Genomic DNA, 26,764 nt, shown 5'->3' with positions numbered 1-26,764 from the left:
TTGAGCTGATGGCGGCACTGCTTCGGCAGACGGCTGACACCTTCGAGATCGCGGACCTCGTGACGCCGGGGTTAGTGAAGCCGCCGTGGATGTCCCAGCACGTCGGTGAGGGGCTGACCGCGATGGGCGAGATGAACCTATCCCGGCACTAGACATGCCCGGCCTGATCGTCTCGTGCAGGTGGGCGTAAGTGAGCCGCCCGCAAAAGAGCACCGTGTACAAAGCCAACGCCAACGCCCTCGGTGACATGGCCACGCCATTGCGCGAAACTGCAACCAAGCTGGCCAGCTCTGGGGAGCGGGTCCACAACACGGTGCACGACTTCGACTGGCAAGGGCAGGCCAGGGACGCCGCTGCGGTTCGCGCCGACCGAGAGTTGACCCAGGACCGTATCGTCGCCGCCGACATGAATGCGCTGGCCGATGCCTACGAAAACGGTAGGGACACCATGCAGCCCATAATCGATGGGCTCAAGGCCAAAGCCCAGGGCTTGGAAGCCGACCATTTCGCGGTGTCCGAAGACTGGGTGGTCACCGACACCTACGACTACGCCGCCGCCAAAAAGCTCGCCACGCTGATGGGCCTCGACGACTCCGCGATCAACGCGCTGCAAGCCCAACGTGCCAACGAAGCCGCCACCGAGACCGGCAACTTGCAGCGCCTCGCCGATGCACTGGGTACCGCCGACGCCGACACAGCCGCCGCGATCAACAACGCGACCGCCGCGCTGACCGGCGCGGGCACCCCGCTGGTCCTGCCGCCCGGACTCGCCCGTGGGCAGGTGGCCAACCTCGGCCCGGTCGCCGGGACCGGCGCCAACATTCCCGGCATCGGGGCAGCGGACTTAGGCGAGATTATCCAACTGCCTAACGGGCAATACGTAGCCGTCCTGGGGGACTCCTATCGCGGCAACCGGATGGGCGAAGGACAACACTTTCCCTCAGTGGCGGTGCCGGTCACCTTTGATGCGCAGGGCCGCGCTCATTTCGGCGCACCGTTGACCGGCCCCGACGGCGCCAATGTGCTATTCCCGCTGCCCCAGGCGGCCAAAGACGCCGGAGCCAACAACGCCTTACCCGCGGGCAGTGTCACCACCCGCGACGGCAGGACCTACATGATGGTCGTCGGCACCAATACCAACGAAGGCCTGGCACCCAAAGGCGGCTCCTGGCTCGTCGAAGTCACCAACAACCCCGCCGGCGGCTGGAAACCCATCGAGGCCAGCTACAAACCCTGGGCCTCGATCACCAACCCCACCGCCGGCATACCTGGAGAGCCGCCCCGGGTCAGCGACCCCATCAAGGCACCCACCCAGATCAGCGGCTACCAAGGAAAAGACGGCACCATCTACATCGCCGCCGACGGCTTCGACCGCCACCAAGGCGTCACCATGTACCGCGTCGACCCCGACCACATCACCGACCGCAACGCCTGGCAACCCTGGACCGGCACCGGGTGGGGCCAAGCAGGAGAAACCTCCGCACAACAAGCCCTACGTCTGAGCGGCGACAACTTCGGAGAGCTCAGCTTCCGCGAACTTGGGGGAAAACCAGTACTTTCTGGGTTCAACGGCAGCGCAGGGAACACCGAAGTGCATGTGGGCAGCGGGCTTCCCACCCAAATATTCGACAATGGCCGTGGTCAGGTCACTGTCGTGGCCGCGGGTGGCCCATGGGGTGAGCCAGGCGCGGTTCCACAGAACTACGGGGGCTACATCATGCCCGGTGCGACACTGGACAACATGAGGATTCTGGTCAGCCAATGGAACACCACACCAGCCAACCCGGGCATCCCCTACACCGTCGAGCAATTCCAAGTGAACCCCAACCAATGACCGCCGCCGATACCGCCGCCAGCGTCGAATGGACAGACATGACCGGCAAGACACTTATCGCCGCTGGTGCGGTTGTCGTCGCTGTGCTCAGCGGATGCACCGCACACGCCGAGCCCTCAAAATTCCCCGACCTCAGCGGCTACACACCAGTCAACATCGCCGACTACCGCATCGACATGACCACCCCAGGACATCCCAGTTCAGAGATTTACTTCCTCACCCCCGACGGCATTACCTGCAACTTTCCTATCGGAGCAGCCCAATGTAGGGGAAATAACTTGCCGGGCATTCCGCCTGCTGAGGGCAGCGGGGTGAATTGGATCGGTACCGACACAGGATTGAAGCAGACCAATGAAGGACCGGTATCAGGTGTTGTTCATGGTCAGCAGGTAAAGACGCTTCCTCCATTTCATTCCATCACGCTAAGTGGGGTGATTTGCGGGGTGGACGACAAAAGGATGACCGCATGTAAGGACCCGCAGGGGCGGGGTTTTGTGTTGTCGCCCTCGTGGTCGGGCTGGATACCTAAAGTCTGAGTGCGGGCCTCGACGTGACTGACATTTTGCACCTGCACCCCCTGATGCAACAAGCGCTGCGGACCGGCATCGTGCCCGAGCGTCACGAGTTGGCCCGCCTGCTGGGCAAGAACATCGACGACATCCCCGAACCAGACAACGAAGCGGCCAACCAGGAAACCCGGTCAAAACCGGAAGACCCTGACGCCGAGGCGTTCCGCGCCCGCTACCACGCGATGGTGAACGAAAAAATCATCGACTGGCTCGACGAGCACCCCGAACACGGCAAGCACGTCCCGGCCGAGCCAAGACAACGAATCGAGGATGACTGCCGCCGACAGATACAGCATCAATGGGCATTTCATCGCCGCAGGCTCGCAGAGCAAGACGAAGACTGATTAATTTAACGACCACGCCCTCGTTTCTCAGCCGCTCGTGGTGAGACAAGATCTGATCACTTTCGTTTCTTTAGAACTGAGACACTTACCCGCCGTACGCGTGGGATCATCCCCTCGGGTCAGACGCTGAGCATTGACTGGGGTCCGGCGGCTGGCCGCTGCCTAATACTTGACATGATCGGGCGCATCGCCGATGAGATCATCTGCGCTGCTCAAGATGGTTCCAGCTGCCCGCGGCCTAGGTAGGATCAACCCAACTACGACCCGTTAAAGAGTTGTGGGGATAGGCGTCTACCTGGGGGAGAGGAAAGTGGTGGATCATCTCCGCGTTGATCTGGATGCGTTGAGTCGATTGCTGCCACAGCTTCGCGAGCTTGCTGAGCAGGTCAAGGCAGGCATTCCGGGGCATCTCCTTGATAAGAACCAGGACATGGTGCCGTCGCTAGCGGCTGCCCATGAGATGTCGGCAACCACGCTGCCAGCAGTGAGACGGGCGGTGGCCGACCAGCTCACCAAAGTCGCTCAGATGGTCGAGGACGCCCGCCTAGGATTTCTGACTTCCGATGAGCAACCACCGGGGGCGAGCAATAGTGTCCCCATGCCACCGTCAGCCGCCACCCTGGCGTGAGGAAGCCGAAGGTTGACACCGACGAAGTCCCAGATCCTTAGCACCAACCCTCACAGGGTGCTGGATCTGCTTGATGACTGGCTCCGGACCATCGACACACTTGACCAGCAAGCCGAAACATACAACAGATACACCCAGCGCCCAGGGGGCTCGTCTTGGGAAGGAATGACCGCCGAGGCAACTCAAACCCGCGCCGGTCAGGATTACCGAGCGGTCGCCAGTTTGCGTGCCTGCGTGGAGCGCGCCACCACGCAAATCCGTAACACGGTCACTTCAACATTGATGCCGCCGCTGAGCAACGCCCAACAGATCATCGCCAACGCCGAAGCTTCACCGGGAGTCACGGTCAACGAGGACCTCTCGATCACCTACACCCCGCCGGCAGGCACCAGCCAGGAAACCGCCGACGCGAACAATAAAGTTGTTGCCGCGGCCGCCGCTGAACTCAAAGAATCGGCCCAAGAGTGGTGGTCTGCCGAAAATCAGGTGGCCCAACAGATTCGCGATGCGCAATCGGCGATCAGCAACGCAGCTAACTTCGGCCCGACCGCTCCCCACTTCAGTCGTCGCGCGCGCATCCAAACCGTCGATCGCCACTGGAAACAAGACCCCGCCCAACCCACGCCTAATCCCGCCGCCGATTTGGGCTTGCCCGACTACCAGCCGGGATCACTATCAAACGACGAAGCACGCGCCGTCTACACCCAGGGTGAACTGAATATGCGGCAACTTAACGAGCGGCTCACCCAACTAGGCCTCAACCCTGAACAGCGCGCAAAAATCATGTTCGATCAACGCAATTCGCTGCGAACCTGGGTTCGGGATCTCATGAGCAACCGCACCCGCGCCGCCGAGCTAGCCGCCTCCGAGCCCAACATGACTTACGAGCAGATCATCGCTAAGAATCAAGCAAAGGGTCTCGTCGGCAACAACCTCTACAACGCCATCATCGACAGCTCTACTCGTAGCAGAGCCAGCGTGAATGACTCGATGGGAATCGATCCCCAGCGCCCACCCCCACTACCGCCGGTGCGCCCTTCAGCGCCTATTGAGGGAGCTCCTGCCGCCGAACCACGCCTTGAACCGCCAGCCGCAGGCCGTGGCGGACCAACGGGACCCGAAGGCGGCACCGGCAGCCCACGAGCAGGCGGTGTCGGCCCGAACGCCGGGGCAGGCGGAACCCTCGGAGGAGGAGGCGGGGCTGGAGGAGCCCGGGGAGGAGGTGGGGGAGGAATCATGCGGCCATTTCCAGAGCCGGGCATGCCGCAATGGTGATGGGCCGGACAAAACTTGCTTAACCCAAACCACCCGTTGCGCTGCCCAGGGCAATCCGAGTCTGCCGCTTCAGCGTCTGCCTGACCGTATCGGGGAGACTCAAGCCGCCTCCTTGAATCTCAGAATTGACTTAGGGCGGACGCCGTAAAGCCGAGTTACACAACCACTTTGACCCAATCGAGTATTTCATAGCGGACTGCCTGGCCACCATTTTCACCAGAAAGGCAGCTAGTAGTGACTACCGACTCTCGCCAAACCGCTAACCTGATAGTGCAGTGGCGAACCCTCGTCGCCACCTGCAATGGCGCTTCACAATACGCTGACGATATTTGCCGGGCCGTACTTACCGGGTGGGACGAACCTCACCGGCGCTATCACAACATCACCCACCTGCGCGATGTGTTGTGCTGCGTCGACGAACTCGCCGCACACGCATCCGATGCTAATGCTGTGCGTTTCGCCGCCTGGTATCACGACATCGTCTACCGCGGCCAACCCAACGACGAACACAACAGCGCCCGCCGCGCAGAACACGACATGAGCGCACTGCGGTTACCGCCGGCACTGATTGGCGAGGTGGCCCGCTTGATCCGGCTGACCGCCCACCACGATCCCGCTCCTGATGATTACAACGGTGAAACGTTATGCGACGCCGATCTCGCGATCCTGGCCGCACCACCAGACCGCTATGCCAACTACACCAACGCTATCCGCGCTGAATACGCCCACCTCAGCGACGACGCGTTCCGGGAAGGACGCTCAAAAATTCTGCACGCTTTACTTGAAGCGCCTGCTTTGTATCGCACCCCTACCGCCCACGCGAGCTGGACAGCGCAAGCTCATACCAACCTGCACACCGAACTCCACCACCTCACCGGGTCAACGACAGCGCCAGCCTCCGGCGCATCCAACTCGCAGTAGTGCGAAATAACACGAACCTCACCTCGGCGCCGCCAACACGCCGCACACCACCAGCTAGCCATATCAGGACTAGAATCAAAACATGTCTAGCGCTGGACAATCCGCTGAAAGTCGCCTCGCGATTGACACAGCCGCGCAACCACATTGGATGCGCACCGGCTACAAATTCTTCCCCTACGCCGCCAAACAATCAGGACAGTGGTGGGTGCTCCGATTGAACTTCGGATTTCCCGAACACGACATGTACACCTTATTTGTTGACGCGAAGCCCGTCGTCGACATCACCGACAACCCAACCCACCCTGCCGCCCTGGTGCGCAGCATCGCAGCACTCAACAATTCCGCAACGCCCCTGCCCGTACTTGATACCGGCACCGCCAGCACCGTAATAAGCAAAGTTGCACGCTACGTTAACTACGGCAGCGAACACGGCGACCCCTGTGATTTTTGCTCTTATGACCACGACGGAATGACCCGCATGTAACCACCAAACCAAATGCAGCACAGCAGCCCGGCGAGAGATCAGTTCCGGGAGCCGCGTGGTCGGCCCCGCCGGCGTGGGGCAACGTGATAGCCGCCGCGTTCGGCCAACACCCGCAGGCGGCGCAACGCGAACTCCCGGGCGCGTTGCCCGGACTCGGGCACCACCACCCCGGCCCACAGCCCCTGCACACCAGGTACCCGATAGGCCTGCTGAGCGCACCACCCCCGGCGCGGACAAGCCACACACAGCGCAATGGCCTGCGTGTCGGGCTGTGTGGTGGTCCAGCGCTCGGGATCGTCCGTGCACGAAGGCACATACCCCTCCACCGGTGCCGACCATGAGGCCACTGCCGCAGCCATCGCCTTCCCCCTTGCCACTTGCGTCACACCAATGCGAAATCCCCATACATCTGGCACCAGCGTACTAAAGAAGATGCTTCTAGCTGGCCTGATTGGCGCACGTCATCGCCGATGACGATCCAACGCGCGACGGGTTCGGATCGCGTCAGGCACAAACCGCACAGAACCACAGGCTTCCGGAAAATCTCAGCCAGCACGATCACCGCCTCAAATGCTCCCGCTACAGCTCCAGCCCGTAGCTTCGATCGCGTTCGTGCTCGCGGGTGCGGTGTAAGTGCTGCTCCACCCAGCGGCGTTGTTCGAGGATGACCTCGAGTTGTTGGTCGCGCCAGGCGCGGTAGGTGCGCTGGCGGGCGTTCAGGGCGTGGGTGCGCCGCACCAGGAGGCCGCGCACGATGTCGGGCAGCTGGCGGGGGTCATTTGAGGCGGCGACGTGATGGGCGCTGTGGGCTTGTTCCTCGCGGTGGGCGATCACGGTGCGCACCAGCCCGACGGCGTCGCTGGTGGTGCCGCGGTGCAGCACATGCATCCCGGGCTGGTCGCGGTGTTCATGGGCGGTCTCGGTGGCTTGGCGTTCGTAGAGGTAGGCGGTGTTGGTGTGCCGGCCGCGGGTCATCGCCACATACAGCAACGCTCGGCTGGCGCGCTCCCCCAATACGGCATGGGTGGTGTCCGCGGTGACGCCTTGCGCCGAGTGCACGGTGACCGCATACCCATGCGTCACCTGCTCGTGCAGGTAGTCCCCAGAAAACGCGGCCCGCGCCCCATCACCGAGCCGCCGCGCGGCGATGCGGTCACCGGCGGGGTCCACGGCCAGGACCTGCCAGCGTTGCCCGTTGCGGACCGGGGCATCCACGCGTCGGGTGTTATCAGCGGCCGCCAGCACGGTGATGTCGGGGGTGTTGCGCCGGGTCAGGATCAGATCCCCCACCGCGAGCTGATGCCCACGCGCCGCGGTGATCGTCGGGGCGGGCGGGGCGTGCGGGTCGCGGGCGTTGAGAGTGTCGTCGTGGAGGCGCTGATTGAGGGCGTCGGCGATCTCGGTGGTGTCACACACCAGCAGCGCATCTTTGCCGGCGGCGATGTCGGCGCGGTACGCCTCGAGGGCATCAGCGGCCATGGCGATCGGGTCCCCGCACCGCAACCGGCCGTGGCCGGCGTACCAGCCCACGGCGCGCCGCACCGGGGCGGGCCCGCCCTCACGTAATGCCAGAGACGCGGCACGCTCACCGGGATCGGACATCCGCCACACCTGCGACAACGTCTGGGTCCAGGGCAGATCCACACACAGTTGGGCGAACATCCCCCCACACGCTTTCACCGGGGCCAGTTGGTGGGCATCACCAACCAACACCGTCTTAGCCCCAGCCGCAGTCGTCGCCGCGAGCAGCGCCCGCAACTCGGTAGTGCCGACCATCGCGGCCTCATCGACGATCACCACCGTGCGCTCATTAAGGACCAGGGTTTCGTCACGTAACGCTGTCAACGCGGCGGCGACGGTCATCCCGGTATCCCCAGCGCCTTCGCGGACCGCGACATCGACAGCTTTGCCGGTCGGCGCGATCACCAGCACCCGCTTACCGCTGTGACGGGCGCCGATCCGCAGCGCCCGCATCGAGGTAGTTTTCCCGGCCCCCGCCGGCGCCGAGAGCGGGCAGACAAGCCACGGCAACCAGGCGATGTTGGTCACTGCGCGGGCCTGATCCGCCGACAGCCCCGCCACATCCAGATCCCGCAAACCGTAGAGCTGTCCGCGTTCGTCGCGGGCATCAACCAGCTCAAGCAGCCGGGCCTCGGCGGCCAAAATCTTATCCAGGGTAAACCGCTGCGACCCTTCGCGCTGATGCGCCGCCCGCGGCCCCGAAATCCGCATCCCAAGCTGCTCGACCGTAGCCTCAATCACCTCCCGCGGCGACCGCGGATCACCGTCGATATCGACCGGGAGTTGCGCCCCGATCAGCTCCACCAAGTCCGCCCGCGTCAGCACCGCTTTACCCCGCGCTTCGGCCGCCTCGACCAGCCGGCTGCGCGACCACACCCCCCGCGTCGCTCTGGCTTGGCGGGCCTGGCGCGCCGCCTGGTGCGCGTCACGATCAATCGTCCAGCCGCGCGGATCCTCACGCCACAACCGCCGCAACTCGGCCCACGCCAACTGCTCGGGTTTGCCCGGGCGGGTCGCTTTCTGCGCGGCCGCCAACTGCGCCGGGGTCGGCCCCACCGCCGGATCAATGACGACCAGATTCTTGGCCGCCCACGCCCGCAACGCACTAGCGCGCTGCGACCACGCGGTGATACTTCCCGGGTCGATCGCGGCGACCTCGGCCATCCCGGTGGCGGGGTCGATCGGGGACCATTCCACCCCGATCGCGCGGTGCAACTCCCGGCGCAGCGTCACCTGATAAATCACCCCCGCCGCCCGCGCCTCATGAAACAACGACATGCCATCTAGTGACACCAGTTTCCCGTCCGCGCGGGCTTGGCGGTTGGGCACGATCACATGGGTATGCAGATGCGGATCCCCCGCCCGCGATGTCTCATGCTGATACGCCACCGCCACAATTCCGGGCAGCCGCACTAGATCCTTGTCCCCGGTGACCGGGTTGTGCACCCGGGTATAGCCGGCATGCTCGGCCAAATACTCCAACGCCTCCGCCAACGCCGCGGTGTGGGCGTTCACCACCGCCTTTTGCGTCACATCATTGGGGTGCAACGCCCGCAACAACGACACACTCTTGGGCGCGCAAAACGTCAAATCAAACCCATGCACCGACCCCTTCCCCAACGCCCGACCACACAGCCCCGACGGCGCCACCCCCTCATCCAGCCACCGCCCCACCACCCCGGTATCCGCCTCACCACCCACGCGTTGCGCATCACTCAACCCCACCAATTCCGCCGCTGTGCGCCCATCACCGGCGCACACCCACACCGGGGTCCGCGTGTCACCCTCGGCGTAGTACTCCCCCAACCCCCCATTCGCACACCGGGCATCCCGCGCAGCCATCCCCACCGCATTGGCCGTGTCGTTGTAATACGCGATCGACCACCGCGACAACTTCGCAATCGTCAACACCCGTAGCCCCCTGCATCACACTCTGGGCCGCCCGCCAAACGGGGAGTCAGAGTGTCTTGACAGGCGGCCACCACCACACCAGCATCGCACACATTTGTGCAAATGTGCCAAGTAGCTTGATGCGGTTAGCGTCATGGGTCGCGGCGGTCAGCGGCGGGGGCGCGATGGTGGTCGCGGCGCGCGTGCTCGACGAGGCCGCTCATGCGGGCGTGGTCGGCGGCGGCGGTCGCGGTGCGCCGGAGTGCGGCGCGGCGGCGTACCGCGGCGAGCTCGGCGAAGGCCGCAGCGCGGCCAGGTCCGGTGGCGGCCATGCGAGCGGCGGTACGCCCGAGCAGGTGGGCGCAGTGGTCGGCGTCGCGGGCCATCTGGCGGGCCGCTCTGGCAGCCTCAGCGTGGACGGCCCGGGCCTCATCGAGGGCGCTGGGTCGGGCCGCCAACGTGTTGTGGGCGCTGTGCCACGCGAGCAGGGTGCCCAGCAGCGCGATCGGTCGGGCCGGTCGGTCGGGAATCCAATGTCCGGTGCCCAGCCAGTCGGCCACTAGCGCGGTCAAATCGTGCGGGGTCCAGCCGTGGCGTGCGGGGGCGGCCAGCATCGCCGCCCAACTGTTGGCGCTGAACATCCGTGCCCACGCTGGGGCGTGCGGATCGGCGCGCCACCGCCCAGCCAGCCGCCGGCCCGCCTCATCGGGTGCTCGGCGGCGCGTAGCGCCGTGATGCCGGGCGCGGTGAGCGCCCGCGCGGGTAGTGATCAGTCGGACAGAACAGGGGGGTGTGGTGGTTACTGGGGACCGTTCCAGGTGGGGTGACAAGCTGTGGACAAGTCGGGTGAGGTGGGCGTTGTCGTGCAGCGCCCACACCGAGGCCCACCCGCGGTGGCGATCGCCCAGGCGCCACGAGGCCATGCGTTCGGTGTAGGTGCGCTGCCGGCCGCGCAGGATCTCGGTGGCCACCCCCAGCAGGCGCAGGCATTCATGGGCGCGTTGGATGGTGCGTTCGTCATAGCCGGTGTCGGCGGCAAGTTGGGTGTTGGTGGGCCGGCAGCCCCGCCCGGTGCGCCAGTCGGCGTAGCGGGCCATAGCCGCGGCAATCACGACCAGGGCGGGTTTGGCGATACCGCCATTGCACATCAACGGCCGCACACGCCCATAGTGCAGGTCGTAGGTCACCGCCACAGTGATGTGCGCCCAACCGGTCGGCCCGGCGCTCCAGCACGGCACCCCGGCGTAAGCCTGATCGTCAAGCTCCAAGCCCACAAAGGCGCTCGGTGTCGGCACGGGCCGACCGGCCAGCCGGCGGCCGCGCCGCATCGCCAGCACCTGCGCGGTCGGGGTGGTGCGGACCATCCCGCGGCGCCGACGCGTCGGACTGCACCCGCGATAGGTCGCAGGGGCCGCGGTGAACGGCCGCGACAATGCCGTTAACGGCGTTCGATGATGACTATCCGACAGATCACGGTGCGCGTCCTCTGGAACCGGATACAGGTATGCGCTACCGTGAGACGAGTCGCTCAAGACACGTCCCTTTCAGGGGCAACGGGTGCGGACCCGGAACCGAGCTGCTAACTCGGTTCAAACCCCCTCGACAAGGCCCCGCCATGCGGGGCCTTCGTCATCTCAGCGAGTCGTCCACACCGCTATGGAATTGTTTCCCATCTGCCCGACTGTGTCGGGCTACGGTGCTCACATCGCCAACGGCAAAACCTCCATCTTTTTGTTAAGTTCGCGCACCAATTCGGGGTGCCCTACGTGAGCGGCAAGAACATCGGCCACGTATTGCCCCATGGGGATCCCCCGGGCTGCGGCTTCTTGTTTGACGATGTCGTAGACGATGCGATCGGGACGCGCCATGATCTGGGCGCGATCGCCTTTGTGTGTGCTGCGCGACTGGGCCATGGTGATGACTGTGCCAGCACGACGGCGGTTACCTGATAACAACACGCCGCAACCCGTGACCTTTTTGTAATGGATTACGCGGCCCTGATGGCGGGACGTTGCCAGCTCCGCTTTCGGTGACCCCTTACCCAGCGACTGTGCCGGGTGTATAGTCACAGGTGCCTGCGGCAATAGCTGCAGGAAGTGAGCCCGAGACCCGGCCGGACGACCGCGGCGCTCGGGCTTCGCGCGTATCTGAGTGTGTTTCAGACCGGCTGGACCGTGACCACAGGTCGGATGTGAGACCGCCAGCGGCCGCCTTTGGCCCAACACCAGGCGAAGGCGTCAGGGATAGCAAGTAGACGCTCTGAGGCCGCTCGCCGATGCTCGTAGCGCACTGTGGCCTCGCAGCCCGCAGCGCGCACAGCGCCGTAGAGCAGTCGGCGATCGGATTGCACGAGGCTCTCGTCCTGGTCCAAGACGATCAATGTCTCGACGTTACTGGTGGCCAGGTCCTCGACAAGCGCAGACAGGCACGCGGCCCGCGCAAGCACCTGGGTGCGGTGTCGCCGGCCCGCGTCATAGACCGTCGCGCGAAGATCGGCGCTGACGAGTGCCTTGGCGATGGTCTCTTTGCGACCGTCCGCCTCGTCCTTCATATGAAGATGGCGCTGTCCGGGCTTGAGAAGCTCCTGAACGACAGCGCGAGCCGACGTCAGATCCTCCCCTAACACGACCGCCGCCACCATCAAATAGTCACGGTGCTTGGTCTCGTCGACGTAGATGTGCCGAGCGGTCACTATGTGCCCCGGACAGCCTGGCGGGTCGCCGTACGGCCTACCCGGATCATCACGGTCAGGTCGAGGTGTGCTGTCCTCACACCGATTGTTGGCGTGAACCAGACCGGTTCACAGGGTCCGCAGGATGATCTGTGTCTACGCCAGCGATGGAACGTGTCGATGCGCATGCCGCAGACGTTAGCGAGCGGGGGTGCAGACGCCCCGTGATCAGCGGACACGCCTCGGGGGTGCGCAGTTCTTACGGCTCAAAGTTGGCAGTGACACGCTCTCGTGCGGACTCCGAGGTAGACGGCGACGGGCACGGCATCAGCGGTAATCACGATTCGCCGTCGGCGTCTCGCTCGCGAAGCGAGTCTGCGGCTTCGGTGAGTCTTTGCCAGATTCGCTTTGAAGTCACGGTAGGCGACGCGGCACTCGTCATCGGTGGTGTAGTCGTCGCCGTATCTGTCCAGCCATGCTGCCTAGTGCTCGGCGGCGTTCATGATTCCCACGGTATGAAGTCCGTCAGAACCGGGCGATCGAACGACGGAGCATCAGCGACCACCGAACCGCGTGCTGCTGAGCCGTCAATCCTTCCTTCTCGGGGATCGTCTCGGCTCCGAAAGCTCCGCCACCTGCGCCTAGGTGATTCCAAAGTGATCATTGTTGTGGGTGGGGCGGTTGTTCTGCCGCCGATTCTGGCTCGGCAGTCTGGTACGCAGTGAGTGTCTGGCTGCTCCAGCCACCGCCGCCCGGACTGATCTCCGATTCCTCCGGCCACAAGGTCACTGCTCGCCCGGAGGCTGCGCGGATCGCGGCCCCGTCCAGCTCCGCTTGAGTTTCGGCCAGCGCGTATTTTGGCCAGGCTGCCACGAACGTCACCGGGCCCTCCGGTGGCAGCGGATACACCCAGAACTTGCCGTCCCACCGCCGGGCACTTCCCCCCGCGCCGGCAGGCATCAGAACCAGGCCATCGGGATCGCCTGGCCCCCAGTGGCCGCCGGTGGTGGCGCCGCGACGTCCGTCGGCGTAGAAAAGACCGAGCCGCAAGGCGTCACCGCTCGATGCTTGTGGGCCGCGCTGCCCGAAACGGCCAAACGGATCGTGCCAGCCTGGCTCGCTGTGGTCGCTGCCGCGCCTGCGGACGTGGGCGGTGAACTCGAACCCGTTCGGGTAGGCGCAAATGCTGCCAATCGACACCGCTACCTCTTCGGTGCGGATCAGCAGTAGCTCGCCAGGCACCGATGCGGGGATCACCGCATCGGGTTGCATCCAAGCGAGTAAAGGCTGTCGCATCGGCTCAGGCGGCGGGGGTTGTGGGATCGAGCTGAAAAAACTCATTTCAATAAACCCTAACTAACCGGCTATTGACTGGACAGTTGTCCCGTTGCCGCGAGGTGCACTGGTTGGGCTAAGCGAGCCAGTGGCACACCGAACTGGCCTGCGAGGCCGCCTCATCGACCCGACGCGCTGGGCCTCCCGGAGTCCACCGGGGCCCGCCCTTTAACCCTTCGGTTTAACGGCACCAGGCGCTGCAGATTTTCCTGCTCGGGCCGTGAGCCCAACCCAGGGGAAGGCTGCACAAATGTATGCATACAAACTTACATGTAATAAAGAATGCATACTATCATGTATGTAATCTGGTAAGCTATCGCGCTATGAATGTTTCCGCAGGTGAGCGCTGCGAAATCGTGGCGGTGGCACTCCAGAAAGGCGGCGTTGGTAAGACGACCACCACGATCAACCTTGGCGCAAATCTCGCCACGATGGGCTTTCGCGTTCTCGTGATCGACATGGATCAGCAGGCCCACAGCACTAAGGGCCTCGGCGTCGAGCTTGGCGCCGACGATGCCTCGATGTATGAGGTATTGCACCCGGACAGGGCGATGCGCGTCCCGCTCGCGAAGGTCATCCGGCCGAGCCAGTTCGGGATCGATGTCGCACCGGGTCATCTCGCGCTCAAGGAGCTTGAGCGCACCGGACTCGGGTCGGGTGGCCAGCTGCGCCTCGCCCGCCAGCTCGACGACATCGACGACTACGACTTCGTGCTCATGGACTGCCCGCCGGCGTTGGGTGAGTTGACCACTGCGGCGCTGGCGGCCGCCGATTACGTCTTGGCGGTCCTCAAGGCCGGGCCCGATGAAGTTGACGGGCTGGTGGAGCTTGGTAACGCGATCCTCGATGTTCAGGAGACGCTCAACCCGGCCGTCGAAATCCGATATGTGCTGCTGACCGATTTCGACGGTAATCCCAAGGCCAGCAAGGATGTTCGCAAGCAGCTGCGAGCCGATTGGGGGGAGTGGGATGCCGGCGGGGCGTATCTGGGCGAGATTCCGCACACCGTGCGAGTGGTCGAGGCCAAGGGCAAGCGCGTACCGGTCCACGTGCACGCCCCCACCAGCACGGCCGCAGTGGCATACCGAGAAGTCGCCGAACGTATCGCGGCAAGGAGGCAAGCAGCATGAACGCGAAGCCCAGCGGTCTACAGCTCGGCTCCACCCGACCCTTGTCCCGCGCGGAGCGGCGGGCCGAGGCCGCCCGAGTCAAAGCCGAAGAAACATCCGCCACGCCGGCGGCAACAGTCAGCCGGTCGGACGATGAGATTCCACCCGCACCGGTGGTCACCCCCGACCAAAGAAATGAGGCGGCCGAGCCGCCGGTGCGGTTAAAGGCGCGGCAGCGCAAGGCGAAAAGCCCGTTCGCAACGCAGCTGCACTCAGGAACGCTGGCACGGCTCGAATGGATCAAGGCCCGCGGCTATGCGATCACCGACACCGTCGACGATGCCATCAACACATACCTCGACGGCGCTGGCATCCCCAGGCCGGACCACAACGACCGCATGCCTTTGTGAATTGAAGGTTGCCATGTCTTTCCTCGTCGCCAATTGTGGTGGACGTGGTGGTGTCGGCTGTCAAGGCCATGCCGCTGTGCGGTCGACCCAAAAGCCGAACCTTGACAACCGACACCACCACGCACAAGCACGGCTAGTACGAGGAAGGGCATGCCGCGAAGGAGCCCAGCAGGGTGTCATGAGGGGAGTTGCCATTGCGAATCCGAAATTCTAGAGACGGCTCTTGGTTCGGGCTAGCAGGATTGGTCAGCGCAACGATTCTCAGTATGTGGAATGTCTGACGAAACCGACCAGCTGTCGCGAAGCGTTTACAAAGGAAAACGGTGCGAGGTACAGCTACCACGGCACGTATTACAGCGGTAAACTTGCTGGTGGAATCGGGTCGGCTCCGCCTTTGAGCAGTGCAGGGGCGAGCATCGACACTGGGTGAAGCAGCACCTCTAGGGAAACCCATGGGCAGCACCGAAATGCTTCCATCACCCGCGCACCTCAGCAAAGAGTTCGCCTTCATGACGAATGCCAATGACAGCCTGTTGCGAGCCACCACCGAACGCCGCGGCTTGGCTGTGCTGCTCTGCGCCGGCGGAGAGATCGACGCGAGCAACGTGAGAACCTGGAGGCAGATCGTGCGCGCGGCCGCGCACGCTACCGCCGCCCCGGGGCCACTCGTCGTCGATACCAGCGGACTGGACTTCATGGCGGTGTGCGCCTTCGGTGTCTTGGTCGAGGCCTCACAACAGTGCCGCGCCCGCGGCATCGAGCTGCGACTGGTCAGCAGCCAACCCATTACGGCCCGCATCATTGCTGCAGCCCGCCTCCAGTCCGAGCTGCCGTTATACCTGCACAAGTCCGCCGCGCTACACCCGCCACCGCGCCGCGGCCTGCCGAACCGTCAACCAAACGGCTGACTATCCCGCGCCTGCCGTCTCGCTGGGCTCCCCGCGCCGAAGCGATCAGCCCACCGCAGTCGCGCGAAGCGCAGATGCCGCGCACCGCCACGAGGAAGCCGGCGGCGTCACCGCCGCGACACGAGCAATTCAAGCCGATTCGAGCAACGCCTCTAACGCCTCCACCCCGCACGCCGCACGCCGCACGCCGCACCGAGCACTCTCAATTAAGCGATTCGCCCTGACGGTTGTGTGACGTGGGTAACATTGAGCCCCGCCCGTTCGCAAGAACAGTGGAACTAAGGAACCGATGCCCGACGATCAGCATCAGGAACGCCGCCGCCCAGGGCAGGACGGTCAATCACCGCTGAGCACCCTGATCCACTTACCCGCACTCGTGGTACTAGACCGAATCCCCGTCGCCGTACTCGCCATTTCCCACGACGGCACCATCCTCTTCACCAACTCAACATTCGCCAGCATGCTGGGATATTCCCTCAAATCGCTGCACACTCTGAAATTTTCCCAGCTCTTTACCACCTTGCCCACAGACCAATCATCCCCCGTGTCCGTCATGCGACTCCACGGCGGCGAACTCGTCGAGTTGGTACACGCCGACGGCTCAACCGTGCGCGCCTGGATGAGCAAGTCGGCGCTGCTGCGCGACGATGATCCCGTTGCTTTAGTCACGTTCCAGGACCTCACCGCACAGCTCTGGCAACAGGACGATTAACTCGGTCGCGTCGTCAAAGTGGCAACTAGGGCGACGCAAGGCCAACCCCGGCGACCTACCTGGCTTCTTTTGCCCGCGTGTTCCCGATAACGAAGGTTTTCGGGACAGCGTGGTGGGTTAGCGGGCTCGCTCGCCAGGGCGACTGTTAACGAAGGGTTGGTTAAGCCTGGCTTGATTCCATTAGTCACGCCACTTCCCGACCAGAACGTTGCTGCTCCAGTCCAACAATGGTGAACAGCCGCTATCCCATCATGCCTCCGCTTCCCACATCCACTTGACGACGCTGTACACCGCGAGCTCGGCCGCCAACGCCACGCTTTAGCCGCCGAGTGACTGAGTCCTCGGCCGGGGGGCCAGGCTGTCCTGTCAGGGTTTCCGACGCAGGACCCGCTGATTAAGAGTCAGCGGGTCCTCGGTACCGGCACCGACCCAGCGGTGATAGGCGTCTAGGTCGACGTTGCTGCCGCACACGATGGTGATGACGTGGCGGTCAGCAAAGCGGTCACGGTCTTCCAGGATCGCCGCGATGCCGAGCGCGGCCGACGGTTCGACAATGAGGCCAGCGTCCTTCAGAAGTACCCGCATACCGGCGATGATCGATGCTTCCTGGACCAAGACGGCGTCGTCGCCGACCAGGAGGAGGTCGTCGAGGACCTCCGGAATTGGACACCGGCCGGCGACAGCATCTGCGATGGTGTCAACCGAGTCGGTGGTGACAACGCGCCGCTGACGCCACGAACGTGTCATCGCCGGTGCGCCGGCCGGCTGAACACAGATCACCTCGACATCGGGCGCGAGGGCCTTCATCACATGCCCGATGCCGGTAGCCAGCGCTCCACCCCCGAGAGCGATCAGCACAGCGTCGAACGACGACCCAGCGTCGACCAGTTCCAGGCCAATGGTCGCCGCGCCCTCACAGGTTTCGATGTCCAAGCTGTCATCGAGCAGCCCGATACCGTCATGCCGTGCGATGGCTGCCGCCCGGACACGGGCCATCTCGTTATCGCCGTCCACTAACTCCAATCTCGCGCCCAGTGCGCGGATGCGATCGAGCTTGACCGCAGGTGCAAACCGGGATGCCACGACCGTGACCTCAAGACCCCTGGCGCGACCAGACCAAGCCAGGGCCTGCCCGAGGTTGCCCGCGCTGCCACACACCACGGCAGACGAGCCCTTGTCGGCGAGCAGGCTCGCGACTACCTCGGTGCCGCGAGCCTTGAAGCTACGGACCGGGTTCGCCGTTTCGAGCTTGATGCTCACCGTGCACCCCAGATCGGGTTCCAACGCCTCGCAGCGGTACAGCGGCGTGTCGAGAAAAATCGGGTCGATGACCTGCCGCGCTGCTCGGATCCGAGCGGTGTCCAGGCGCGTCTTTAACACGACACAGCAGCGTAGCGCTGCCGCCGCGTTATTCCCCGTTGTCTCGAAGATCAGCCGGTGACGTCATGCAGCTGATCAGCTCACGCGAGTGGCCGCCCAATCCGCAAGGCTTGTGCGGGGTCAACCATCACGTTCTGCAGGCGCACGTGGGCTTGGGCGCATTCACGACCGTCGCTGCCCGTGATGACGACTCGCCACAGCTGCTGTTGTCGACCCCGGAATACGGGGGTGCCCTCGGCAGTCAGAACACCGTCGCGCGTTGCGCGGAGAAAGTCGGTGTTGTTGTTGATTCCCACGGCGTAGCCCTTGCCATTGAGCGCGATACTCGCTCCCATACTGGCGACGGATTCGGCCATCGAGCAATACACCCCACCGTGAGTGACTCCGGTACCTTGGCACAGCTCTGGCCTGATCGTGAGGTTTGCGCGCACGCGGTCGGCTCCGATTTCGGAGAACTGCAAGCCGATGTGGCCCTCGAACAGCGAGGCCGTCAGGGCCGTCAGCTGCTCGGGCGTCAAGGGCGGTCTTTGACCTGCTCCGGCGGCATCACTGTCTTCCGGCATACTCATGGCTCCCTAGTGCTGATCCTGCTGCTAAATAGCGATATGCGGTGGCACGCCCAATCCCGAAGGCAGCGGCCAACTCTCGGACCGGTTCACCGGTCGCCGCGAGCCGGCGGAGCTGTTCTTGGCGATCGGCGGTCAGTTTGGGCGGCTTGGTGGCCGGCAGCTGGCGGCTGCGGCGGGAATCGCGTGATGCGGCGCGCCGCTCTCGGCCGAGCTCAAGTTCGAGCTCGGCCAACGTCGCCATGATCGCTGCCACCGCGCGCCCGGTTGACGTCGCGGTATCGATCCCTTCTCTCAAGGCGCGCAGCGTGATTCGGCGCTCTCCGAGTTCAGTGATGGTACGCGTGACCTCAAAGACGCTGCGACCGAGCCGGTCGATCGCACAGACAACCAGCGTGTCCTCGGCGCGGGCGTAGTCCAGCACCGCGGCTAGGCCCGGCCGGTCTGTTTTTGCTGACCCCGAGAGTTTGTCGATGAACACCCGCTCGGCGTCAACGCCGGCAGTCGCCAGGGCGACAAGCTGGGCGTCGAGGTCTTGTCCAGCGGTGCTAACTCGTGCGTAGCCAAGGATCGCGCTCACACCGACCACTGTCTCATCGCCCACCACCATTAAGGATTTGAGACACGCGCTGTGAGACAGGAAATGAGACACCTCGGCCTGTGACTTTCAGGGTTAAGTGGCGGTGATTTTGCAGCGTTAAATGGCGTGCTACACAACCGCTTGGGCGATTAACAGGGCGACGTCACCGTCGGTGACTTTTGGCGCTGACGCACGACAAATCGGTCACAACCACGTCGGCGTCCGTCAGTTCTGCTGCGTCGTGAGTAGTCGTGACGGCCAGTACTTGCGCCCCTGCGGCGCGGCCAGCGCTAACGCCCGCAGGCGCGTCCTCTATCACCAGGCACTGCCGTGCCTTCAAGCCCAGCGCCGCAGCCGCCTTGAGGTAGCCCTCTGGGCTTGGTTTGCCGGTCGATACATCTTCTGCGCTGATCAGCAATTTCGGCGCGGGGAGTCGCGCTGCCGCCAGTCGAGCCGTCATCAACGAGCGCTCGCCGGAGGTGACCGCGGCCCATTGGCCGCGCGGCAGGGCATCGAGCAGCTGGCGTGCCCCGGGCAAGGCCACAACATCGTCTAGATCGGCCAGTTCCAGGGCGAGTTCGCGTGCTACCGCCGCGGCTCGCTGATGCGGTGCGACGAATTGCGGGACGATGTCCTCGGTCCGTCGACCGTGACAGATCCTTAGCACCTCTTCGGTATCGGCACCATATTCCCAGAACCAAGGCACGCCAGGCCCGTTCGACCGCGGCGCCTGAATCGATCAGGAGTGCCATCAATGTCGAACAAGATTCCCTTGCCATGCAGCACCACCATCGACAGCACCCTAAGCCATCGCACCAGAAGGCGTCTTTCACGCGCGTCTGGTGGTTGGTTGTGCTTCTATTCGGGCGTGACCTCCGAAGACTGGTCGACACTCGCTGGGCTGCGCGAGGTCAGCCGTGTGCGCAGTGGCCGAATTCCAGGCTGGAGTGCGCCGGTAGCGTATGCAGTGGGATTTTTCGACGGACGCGAGTGGAAATTCCCTTATGTTAATCGGCCGGGCGGCACCCATGATCTGCCTGCGGTGATGCTTGCCGAGGTCGTCGGATACGGCGGTGGAACACACGAATTCCATCTCACCGCAGAACAACTGGCTATTGCCATCGCCAAACTGGCACCTGCTGAAGCCGTCAGCGACGTAGACCACCCCAACCTTATGTCGTGGCGGAGTATCGCGGCCGCGGCGCCGTCACAGATCGCCGCGGTGTTCGTCGGATCACTTGAAGACCAACCTGCTGGCAATGCAGACGTTGCGCTGCGTCTGCTGCTGGTGTAATCGATCCGAACGAGTCGAATTTTCCAACACACGGTGGTGAGTTCGACCCACCGAAGTCGTAATCACCGCTGTGCGGCATCAGCTTGTCCAAACGGCTCGCTAGCTATAGCTGATGTCGCGCCAACGTTCGTTGGCGCGACAGTTCGCCGGCCTGAACGTTTGCGCAGGACAACTCCGTAACGCTTGCCGTGTCCGCACCAATGTCACGCTGTCGGTGGTTGGCGATACGGTCCGGCCATGCGGATCGGTTATGGGCGGGTTTCCACCCGCGACCAGCACCCCGAGGCTCAACGCGATGCGCTCGCCGCGGCGGGCTGTGATCAGATCTTTCTCGACAAGGCTTCCGGCAAGCTCGCTCGACGCCCCGAGCTGGACAAGGCCCTGCTTTCGGCCAACCGGGTCGGCGATCAGCTCGTGGTGACCAAACTGGACCGGTTGGGCCGGTCGCTGGAACACCTGATCGAGCTATCCAAGCGCCTTCAGGGCTCCGGCGTGGATCTGGTGGTCCTCGACCAGGGCATCGATACCTCGACGGCCGTCGGCCGCATGTTTTTCCAAATCCTCGGTGCCATTGCCGAATTCGAACATGCATTGATGTCTGAGCGCACGATGGACGGCCTGGCGGCCGCGCGGGCCCGCGGCCGCACCGGCGGACAAAAACCCAAACTGGGGCCGCGACAGGTGGCACTGGCTCAGGCCATGTACGCCGAGCTCGCCGAGGACGGGAAACGTCGCTACACCGTTGCCCAGATCGCGGCCGAGTTCGGCGTCACCCGGCCCACCATCTACCGGCATCTAGGCAAAGCCCTCAACACCAGCTCGGCCGCATCATGACCGACGCGGACGAGCCGCTCAGCGCGCGAGATGAAGCGATAACTGAGTTAACCGGGGTGCAGCGCGAACAGGCGATGGCCCGCTACGCGGTGCTGCGCCCACACCTGGAGGACGGGATATCGCTGGCTGAGGCCGCGCGTCAGAGTGGGGTGGCGCTGCGCACCGTGCAGCGCTGGCTGGCGGGCTACCGCAAGTCAGGATTGGCCGGCCTGGCCCGTCCGGCACGCTCCGATCGTGGCCGCCGCGGGTTGCCCGATCAGTTGGTGACGCTGATCGAGGGGCTGGCATTACGACGACCTCCGCTCAGTGCGGCCAACATTCACCGCCAGGTGACTCAAATTGCGCCGCAACGTGATTGGCCGGTGCCGTCCTACAGCACGGTGTATGCGGTCGTCGCCGGCCTCGATCCGGGCTTGCGGATGTTGGCGCATGAGGGCACCAAACGCTACGAGGAGGTTTTCGATTTGGTGTATCGGCGTCAAGCGAGCGGGCCGAACGAGCTCTGGCAGGCCGACCACACCGAACTGGACTTGTGGGTGATCACGCCGTCGGCCAAGCCGGCCCGCCCCTGGTTGACCGTCATCGAAGACGACCAATCCCGCGCCGCGGCCGGCTACATGGTTTCCTTGGAGGCGCCCTCGGCGATCAACACCGCTTTGGCGCTGCGGCAAGCGATTTGGCGCAAACCTGATCCGGGTTGGCCGGTGTGCGGCATCCCTGGCGTCTTCTACACCGACCACGGCAGCGACTTCACCTCCCGGCACATGGAAACCGTGGCGGTCGAACTGAAAATCCAACTGGTGTTTTCTCTGCCCGGCAAGCCCCGTGGTCGGGGCAAAATCGAGCGGCTGTTCAACAGCATCAACCAGATGTGCCTGTCAACGTTGCCCGGCTACGCACCACCCGGCACCCCTGATCGAGCCGGACAGGCCCGGCTCACCCTGCCCGAATTAGACGCCGCGATCGGCCAATTCCTCACCGGCGACTATCACCACCGGATACACAGTGAGACCCGCCAAACACCAGCACAGCGCTGGTCGACCGGCGGTTTCCTGCCCCGGATGCCCGACTCGTTGGAGCAACTCGACCTGCTGCTGCTCACCGTCGCTCAGCCCCGCAAGATCCACCCCGACGGGGTGCACTTCCAAGGACTGCGCTACCTAGACCCGGTGCTGGCCGCCTACGTCGGCGAACAGGTCACCATCCGCTACGACCCGCGCGACCTGGCCGAAATCCGCATCTTCCACGACGACAAGTTCCTGTGCCGGGCAATCTGCCCCGAGCTGGCCGGCACCACCGTCGCGCTCAAGGAAATCACCGCCGCCCGCAACGGCCGCCGCCGCGAACTACGCCAAGGCCTTCGCGAACGCGCCAAGGTCGTCGACCAGCTCATTGCCGTTCATCAGTCCGACTACAACCACCCGCTGCCCGGGATGGCCGGAGCGGCTACCGAGCCATCCGACCTCGACCAGGATTCGGCGCCCAGACATGCGCTCAAGCTCTACCGAGAGGACTGACCACGCCATGGCCGACACCCAGGCCCAGGACATTCAACACACCGCCGGCGCCCCATCCGAGGAGTCATCAACTGTCACAACGAAATTCGTTGTCACCAAACAGCATCGCCGCTTCGCCGAGTTCTGCGACGCCGTGCGCCGCGACCGCTACATCGGCCTATGCCACGGCGCACCCTAGCTAAGCACTCTGGCCCGACAAGACGGAGTTGGACGTTCCACCGGGTCTCGGCGGGACTTAAGGACCGAACTGATTTGGTTCTGGGAGCTCTAAGCGCAGGACTCCGACCGCCTCTTCTACCATCGCCTCTGCCTGCCGAACGTGGGCATCGAGCGTGGCGTTGCGCTTCCGCGCCAGGATACCGAGGTAATGGTGGATGGCAACAGACACCCGGTCTTGCAGGCCAATGACATCGCCAAAACCGTTGACTGGCAAGGTGACCCGCTCACACAACGACAGGTCGCAGAGGCATCTGAGTGGCTCAGGGACCAGGAGTACATCAGCGGCACCAGGGCCTGGGGGCATGGCGTTGTCCGTCCATCTATTACTCCCAAGGGCGAGGCACTAACGGATATGGGGAAGTCAGTTCGAGGCGGCAACTCACCTACCGACCCAAAGGGAACGACGACAATCCGCATCCGCAACAGTGCAAATATCGCTATCCACAGCCCCGCCGCGCAGCAGTCCTACTCGGTGTCATCGCAAGTGCTAGAGAAAGTCAACACGGTGGCAAACGCACTAGACGACGCGGCACAGGCACTGAACGCATCGCCTAAAGCAGCCACCGAGGCACAGCACACTGCCACCGAAATCCGAGCCGAGACATCGCGCCCTAAGCCAGACCTAGACAAACTCAAGCGACTTCTATTCTTCGCCATGACCGGAATCGCCGCAGCCCTCGGTCCAACGGCAGGCACCGATTTAGCTCATCTCGCTAGCAAGGCACTGCAAGATTTCTGACCCCCAGACTGACGGATCCGGCAGACGCAGCGTCAAAGCGTGTTGAGCGACAACGAGCAGGCTGTGCCGAAGGGGTGGACCTTTCTCGCTCGGCCGGACTCCATCATCGTGATCTCCCCATACAGGAAGGCGAAAAGGTTAGGTTCGACCCCGTCGACGGCAACTACCGTGTCCAGATCGTGGGTGTGGTCGAGCACCTCAACGACGGTCCCGACCCGTCCACAGTAGGGATGCCCAGCAAGGATGACCCTGACCTGATCGCCGCGGGAAACCACCGCTGCGCGGGCTCGGTGCGAAGCGCTCACCGCGCAAGCTTGGCGGACCAGTCGGGTCACCCCCCAACTAGCGAGGGCACCAGTAAGTAGGACGACGCTGCTCATTAGAGCAAGGTCAACCAGACGTCGTTGCTCCTGCCAGACCGGCGCACAAGTCACAAGGGACACGGGGATGCGCCGTTGGCCGGTCGCGTATTCCCAGGTTCTGATGTCATCGAGTTGTCCGCACTGCACCTGTCCGGCGCGCAGACGAACAGTTCCCAATCCGACGGCCACAATGATTGCCGCACCTGACCCGAAAATCATCCCCGTTGAACACATCAGTAATCGCCGGCGGCTGTCGTTCACCACATCAGTGTCCTCCCCGGTCGTGCTGAACCCCTACACGGATCGCCCGGTGTCCGGGTGGGGTGGCGTCCTGGTCGAGGGTGACCCGCCGTGCGTACCCCCACAAATCGGGGTGATTGAGGAAACCATCCACCAGCACCACCGGTCCGCCTAGGCAGGTCCAGTCGTCATCCCACAGCGTGGAGACCAACCAGGAGCGATCCGCGGGAAAGATCAGATCCGGCAGACGGCCCGGCCGAGAGCAATCGTCGGCGCCGCGCCAGCGGGCGGCCTGACACCGATCTCGTGCAGCGGTTCTACAACGCTGCTGCCCAACACATTGCGCCAGTCTGGGCGATGAACCAGACCAACGAACGCCCCACCGACCCCAACCCTCCACTCCCGCAACGGATGCGCAACTGGATGCAACGCGCAGCATTGACCGCCGCGACCAACAACATCATCGTGACCGAACGGCTGCTACGCGTCCGCGGACTCATCGACCCACCCACACGACTGCAAGACCCGGCCCTGCTCTTCCATATCCTGGCGACCAACATCCGCCATCCACGCCGACAACCCTCATAATCTCGACTAAATCTCGACGGCGATATGAGACAGGATCTGATCGACCTCGTTTCTCTCTAGAAACGAGACAAACCACGTTTCCTAGGCGTCTCGTCCGTTAAGCCGTGACTCATACCGTTCGACAACGAACCGGGCTTGTACACGATTGAGGTCCATTTGGTGCATGATGATGCTCTTGGCCTAGCCGATGATGTCGCGGCTAGCTAACGCGGCATCGGCAAGTGGTGATTGACCACCCGACTGGGGGATGGTGCGCCGAATATCCGCTCTTTTCGTCAGCCGATTCGGATTCCTTCGAGCATGACTACTGGTTCGACATCGGGGCCGTAGTCGTAAACATATTCTTTGCCGGTTAGTTTCCAGGCCCATTTGCCGTTGACGGCGTTGATGCTGACGTGTTCGCCGTCGAAGTCCCAGGAGCTATCGGCAAGGCCGAGTTCGTGTTGGACGAACCAGAAGGTTGAGGTCGCATACTCGACGTGCACTCCGCCGGCGAAGTCTCGGTGAAAACGAATCTCGCATTCGGGTGGACCTGTCAACGCTCTCAATTCCTTTCGGGCGCGCCATCGATCCGTTGCCTTGACTGCACGGACATTGTCGCACGACGACCCATCCTTAACCGTAGTGGTGCGTAGTCAGACAGCGCGTCAATTGCGTTGGGCGCGAGTACGTTCGACAGAGATCTGGGCGGGCCGTTCGGTCACATCGCCATCGTTCCAGCTCATACAAATACGCCCGTGATGAGACAGAACTGATCGACCCCGGATCTTTAGTAACGAGACCACTGTGCGTTCTTGCTCGCGATGCCTTTACGGTGAAAGACATGGTTGCGGTGGGCGGTTTGGACGTCGTCGATGATCTCGGCCGGGCGCAGTGGCTGACTGAAAGCGTGTGCGGCTTTGCAGACAACGTTGGGTCGCTAATCCCAGCCACCTTCGCCGCTTACGCCCGGGTGTTGCACCCCGCCTACAACCACGACGGCGCCGAGCCGAAACTGGTGAGTTGGGCCGAGATCGCCCGCGCTAACCACAAAATTGTCCACCCACGAATGCAGTTCACCCGCCTAATCGGCTACGCATCGCGATACGTCGTGGAGTACCACGACAGCCAGCCCGGTCTCTTCGACACAGCACCGGCGGTGGGAACGCTGCCTCCCGCTACGGCCGCATCGCTAGCCCGCACGCTATCGCGGCATACCACGAACGCTGATCACTGCTGGTTTGCCGTATGGTCCGGTTTCGGTGACCTTGACCAGGCATTTCATGACCGACCGACCTTCGCGCTCCCCGGGCGTGACTATTATCTAGCTCACGGCCCCATCGCCGCAGCCTCCCAGTCAGTAAGTACCGATACCCACTACTCGTCGCACCGCTCCGTCAACCTGTGGTGGCCCGATGATCACGCCTGGTGTGTGGCCACCGAAATCGACCTCGACAGCACCTATCTCGGCGCCTCGCAAGCCTGCATTGAACAGCTAACGACCAACTCAGACCTGGAAACAATGCCGCTCAACGTCACCGCAGGCATCACCGCTGACAGCGACACCCTCAACCCCGCCCCGCCATGAAATCTACCGGGGGTTGCGTCCTATCCTTCCCTAGGGATACGTCCTATCCTTCCCTAGGGATATAGGGCTGCTGCCAACCCAGCGACCCGTGAGACGGGATCTGATCACTCCTAATTCTCTACAAACGAGACCTACGGGTGTCGGTGGTGAGGAGTGCGCGCAAATTTAGGTCCCTGTCGCCCCATACGATTGGGCTGGTGTGTGGACCGATCGTGAGCGGGGTGCGATGACGATTCTGCAGGTTAACCCGGCCAATCTGCGTAGTGG

The 26,764-nt window shown here is 63.6% G+C and carries 30 protein-coding genes; 18 read left to right on the top strand and 12 right to left on the bottom strand.

Annotation, left to right across the window (positions count from 1 at the left end):
• Nucleotides 1-190 precede the first annotated feature (190 nt).
• From QXK92_RS33565 to QXK92_RS33535, 7 genes are all read left to right on the top strand, one after another.
• Nucleotides 191-1,834, top strand: coding sequence for a DUF4185 domain-containing protein (locus QXK92_RS33565; RefSeq protein WP_242460745.1), 1,644 nt, complete (start codon nucleotides 191-193; stop codon nucleotides 1,832-1,834).
• Nucleotides 1,831-2,370 (top strand): hypothetical protein, encoded by a 540-nt coding sequence (locus tag QXK92_RS33560; RefSeq protein WP_120795263.1) that lies wholly within the window; start codon nucleotides 1,831-1,833, stop codon nucleotides 2,368-2,370. The genes QXK92_RS33565 and QXK92_RS33560 overlap by 4 nt, the downstream gene beginning before the upstream one ends.
• A 44-nt stretch (nucleotides 2,371-2,414) precedes the next feature.
• Nucleotides 2,415-2,747, top strand: coding sequence for a hypothetical protein (locus QXK92_RS33555; RefSeq protein ID WP_162951709.1), 333 nt, complete (start codon nucleotides 2,415-2,417; stop codon nucleotides 2,745-2,747).
• Nucleotides 2,748-3,057: 310 nt separating this feature from the next.
• Entirely contained in the window at nucleotides 3,058-3,375 is a 318-nt protein-coding gene (locus QXK92_RS33550; protein WP_162951708.1) for a hypothetical protein, read from the top strand.
• 57 nt (nucleotides 3,376-3,432) lie between these two features.
• Nucleotides 3,433-4,650 carry a hypothetical protein gene (locus QXK92_RS33545; RefSeq protein WP_162951707.1) on the top strand — a complete coding sequence of 406 codons (1,218 nt, stop codon included), beginning with the start codon at nucleotides 3,433-3,435 and terminating at the stop codon, nucleotides 4,648-4,650.
• Nucleotides 4,651-4,884: 234 nt separating this feature from the next.
• Entirely contained in the window at nucleotides 4,885-5,571 is a 687-nt protein-coding gene (locus QXK92_RS33540) for a metal-dependent phosphohydrolase (protein WP_197748267.1), read from the top strand.
• 82 nt (nucleotides 5,572-5,653) lie between these two features.
• Complete coding sequence (locus tag QXK92_RS33535; RefSeq protein WP_120795258.1) at nucleotides 5,654-6,055, top strand: hypothetical protein; 402 nt, start codon at nucleotides 5,654-5,656, stop codon at nucleotides 6,053-6,055.
• A 38-nt stretch (nucleotides 6,056-6,093) separates the two neighbouring features.
• Here the strand turns inward: QXK92_RS33535 and QXK92_RS33530 are convergent, their stop codons facing one another.
• The 6 genes from QXK92_RS33530 to QXK92_RS33505 all read right to left on the bottom strand — a co-directional run bounded on the left by QXK92_RS33530 (nucleotide 6,094) and on the right by QXK92_RS33505 (nucleotide 13,409).
• The gene (locus QXK92_RS33530; RefSeq protein WP_120795257.1) at nucleotides 6,094-6,414 is read right to left on the bottom strand and encodes a WhiB family transcriptional regulator; all 321 of its coding nucleotides are present in this window, start codon (nucleotides 6,412-6,414) and stop codon (nucleotides 6,094-6,096) included.
• Between the two features lie 220 nt (nucleotides 6,415-6,634).
• Nucleotides 6,635-9,487, bottom strand: coding sequence for a MobF family relaxase (mobF, locus tag QXK92_RS33525; RefSeq protein ID WP_162951714.1), 2,853 nt, complete (start codon nucleotides 9,485-9,487; stop codon nucleotides 6,635-6,637).
• A gap of 131 nt (nucleotides 9,488-9,618) precedes the next feature.
• Complete coding sequence (locus QXK92_RS33520) at nucleotides 9,619-10,830, bottom strand: helix-turn-helix domain-containing protein (RefSeq protein ID WP_242460746.1); 1,212 nt, start codon at nucleotides 10,828-10,830, stop codon at nucleotides 9,619-9,621.
• Between the two features lie 336 nt (nucleotides 10,831-11,166).
• The gene (locus tag QXK92_RS33515; RefSeq protein WP_085088580.1) at nucleotides 11,167-11,379 is read right to left on the bottom strand and encodes a toxin-antitoxin system; all 213 of its coding nucleotides are present in this window, start codon (nucleotides 11,377-11,379) and stop codon (nucleotides 11,167-11,169) included.
• Nucleotides 11,380-11,624: 245 nt separating this feature from the next.
• Nucleotides 11,625-12,158: a hypothetical protein gene (locus tag QXK92_RS33510; protein WP_120795276.1), complete on the bottom strand. Its 534-nt coding sequence runs from the start codon at nucleotides 12,156-12,158 to the stop codon at nucleotides 11,625-11,627.
• Between the two features lie 639 nt (nucleotides 12,159-12,797).
• Complete coding sequence (locus tag QXK92_RS33505; protein WP_120795275.1) at nucleotides 12,798-13,409, bottom strand: hypothetical protein; 612 nt, start codon at nucleotides 13,407-13,409, stop codon at nucleotides 12,798-12,800.
• Between the two features lie 386 nt (nucleotides 13,410-13,795).
• On the opposite strand from QXK92_RS33505, the gene QXK92_RS33500 reads away from it, so the two are divergent.
• The 4 genes from QXK92_RS33500 (at nucleotide 13,796) to QXK92_RS33485 (ending at nucleotide 16,611) form a co-directional block, all read left to right on the top strand.
• Entirely contained in the window at nucleotides 13,796-14,602 is an 807-nt protein-coding gene (locus tag QXK92_RS33500; protein ID WP_085088571.1) for a ParA family protein, read from the top strand.
• Nucleotides 14,599-14,991, top strand: a complete 393-nt coding sequence (locus QXK92_RS33495) for a hypothetical protein (RefSeq protein ID WP_120795274.1) — start codon at nucleotides 14,599-14,601, stop codon at nucleotides 14,989-14,991. Before QXK92_RS33500 ends, QXK92_RS33495 begins: the two co-directional genes overlap by 4 nt.
• Before the next feature lie 452 nt (nucleotides 14,992-15,443).
• Nucleotides 15,444-15,899 (top strand): anti-sigma factor antagonist, encoded by a 456-nt coding sequence (locus QXK92_RS33490; protein WP_120795273.1) that lies wholly within the window; start codon nucleotides 15,444-15,446, stop codon nucleotides 15,897-15,899.
• 289 nt (nucleotides 15,900-16,188) lie between these two features.
• Nucleotides 16,189-16,611, top strand: a complete 423-nt coding sequence (locus tag QXK92_RS33485; protein WP_085088562.1) for a PAS domain-containing protein — start codon at nucleotides 16,189-16,191, stop codon at nucleotides 16,609-16,611.
• A gap of 366 nt (nucleotides 16,612-16,977) precedes the next feature.
• On the opposite strand, the gene QXK92_RS33480 is transcribed toward QXK92_RS33485, so the two are convergent.
• The 4 genes from QXK92_RS33480 to QXK92_RS33465 all read right to left on the bottom strand — a co-directional run bounded on the left by QXK92_RS33480 (nucleotide 16,978) and on the right by QXK92_RS33465 (nucleotide 19,843).
• Entirely contained in the window at nucleotides 16,978-17,991 is a 1,014-nt protein-coding gene (locus tag QXK92_RS33480) for a threonine/serine dehydratase (protein WP_120795272.1), read from the bottom strand.
• Between the two features lie 80 nt (nucleotides 17,992-18,071).
• Nucleotides 18,072-18,554 carry a PaaI family thioesterase gene (locus QXK92_RS33475; protein ID WP_120795271.1) on the bottom strand — a complete coding sequence of 161 codons (483 nt, stop codon included), beginning with the start codon at nucleotides 18,552-18,554 and terminating at the stop codon, nucleotides 18,072-18,074.
• Entirely contained in the window at nucleotides 18,538-19,137 is a 600-nt protein-coding gene (locus QXK92_RS33470) for a recombinase family protein (protein WP_120795281.1), read from the bottom strand. The genes QXK92_RS33475 and QXK92_RS33470 overlap by 17 nt, the downstream gene beginning before the upstream one ends.
• Nucleotides 19,138-19,300: 163 nt before the next feature.
• Nucleotides 19,301-19,843, bottom strand: a complete 543-nt coding sequence (locus tag QXK92_RS33465; RefSeq protein ID WP_242460747.1) for an HAD-IA family hydrolase — start codon at nucleotides 19,841-19,843, stop codon at nucleotides 19,301-19,303.
• 48 nt (nucleotides 19,844-19,891) lie between these two features.
• Between QXK92_RS33465 and QXK92_RS33460 the strand changes: the two genes are divergently transcribed.
• The 5 genes from QXK92_RS33460 to QXK92_RS33440 all read left to right on the top strand — a co-directional run bounded on the left by QXK92_RS33460 (nucleotide 19,892) and on the right by QXK92_RS33440 (nucleotide 23,740).
• A complete protein-coding gene (locus QXK92_RS33460) occupies nucleotides 19,892-20,431 on the top strand; it encodes a hypothetical protein (protein WP_162951706.1) in 540 nt (179 codons plus the stop codon).
• Between the two features lie 237 nt (nucleotides 20,432-20,668).
• Nucleotides 20,669-21,265 (top strand): recombinase family protein, encoded by a 597-nt coding sequence (locus QXK92_RS33455; protein WP_120795269.1) that lies wholly within the window; start codon nucleotides 20,669-20,671, stop codon nucleotides 21,263-21,265.
• Nucleotides 21,262-22,782 (top strand): Mu transposase C-terminal domain-containing protein, encoded by a 1,521-nt coding sequence (locus QXK92_RS33450; protein ID WP_244218057.1) that lies wholly within the window; start codon nucleotides 21,262-21,264, stop codon nucleotides 22,780-22,782. Before QXK92_RS33455 ends, QXK92_RS33450 begins: the two co-directional genes overlap by 4 nt.
• Nucleotides 22,783-22,789: 7 nt before the next feature.
• On the top strand, nucleotides 22,790-22,960 hold the full coding sequence (locus tag QXK92_RS33445; protein WP_162951705.1) for a hypothetical protein: 171 nt from the start codon (nucleotides 22,790-22,792) through the stop codon (nucleotides 22,958-22,960).
• 141 nt (nucleotides 22,961-23,101) lie between these two features.
• Nucleotides 23,102-23,740: a hypothetical protein gene (locus tag QXK92_RS33440; RefSeq protein ID WP_162951713.1), complete on the top strand. Its 639-nt coding sequence runs from the start codon at nucleotides 23,102-23,104 to the stop codon at nucleotides 23,738-23,740.
• Nucleotides 23,741-23,772: 32 nt separating this feature from the next.
• Here the strand turns inward: QXK92_RS33440 and QXK92_RS33435 are convergent, their stop codons facing one another.
• Entirely contained in the window at nucleotides 23,773-24,045 is a 273-nt protein-coding gene (locus QXK92_RS33435) for a hypothetical protein (RefSeq protein ID WP_162951712.1), read from the bottom strand.
• Nucleotides 24,046-24,699: 654 nt separating this feature from the next.
• Between QXK92_RS33435 and QXK92_RS33430 the strand changes: the two genes are divergently transcribed.
• Nucleotides 24,700-24,930, top strand: coding sequence for a hypothetical protein (locus QXK92_RS33430; RefSeq protein WP_162951711.1), 231 nt, complete (start codon nucleotides 24,700-24,702; stop codon nucleotides 24,928-24,930).
• Nucleotides 24,931-25,205: 275 nt separating this feature from the next.
• Here the strand turns inward: QXK92_RS33430 and QXK92_RS33425 are convergent, their stop codons facing one another.
• Nucleotides 25,206-25,469 (bottom strand): hypothetical protein, encoded by a 264-nt coding sequence (locus QXK92_RS33425; protein ID WP_162951710.1) that lies wholly within the window; start codon nucleotides 25,467-25,469, stop codon nucleotides 25,206-25,208.
• Nucleotides 25,470-25,753: 284 nt separating this feature from the next.
• Here QXK92_RS33425 and QXK92_RS33420 point away from each other — a divergent pair, with 284 nt between their 5' ends.
• Nucleotides 25,754-26,497, top strand: a complete 744-nt coding sequence (locus QXK92_RS33420; protein ID WP_120795279.1) for a hypothetical protein — start codon at nucleotides 25,754-25,756, stop codon at nucleotides 26,495-26,497.
• Nucleotides 26,498-26,764 lie beyond the last annotated feature (267 nt).

The sequence above is a fragment of the Mycobacterium sp. TY815 genome, assembly GCF_030755135.1.
Lineage (GTDB): Bacteria > Actinomycetota > Actinomycetes > Mycobacteriales > Mycobacteriaceae > Mycobacterium.
Note: the sequence above shows the minus strand (reverse complement) of the source record. Positions and strands in the feature narration are given on the sequence as shown.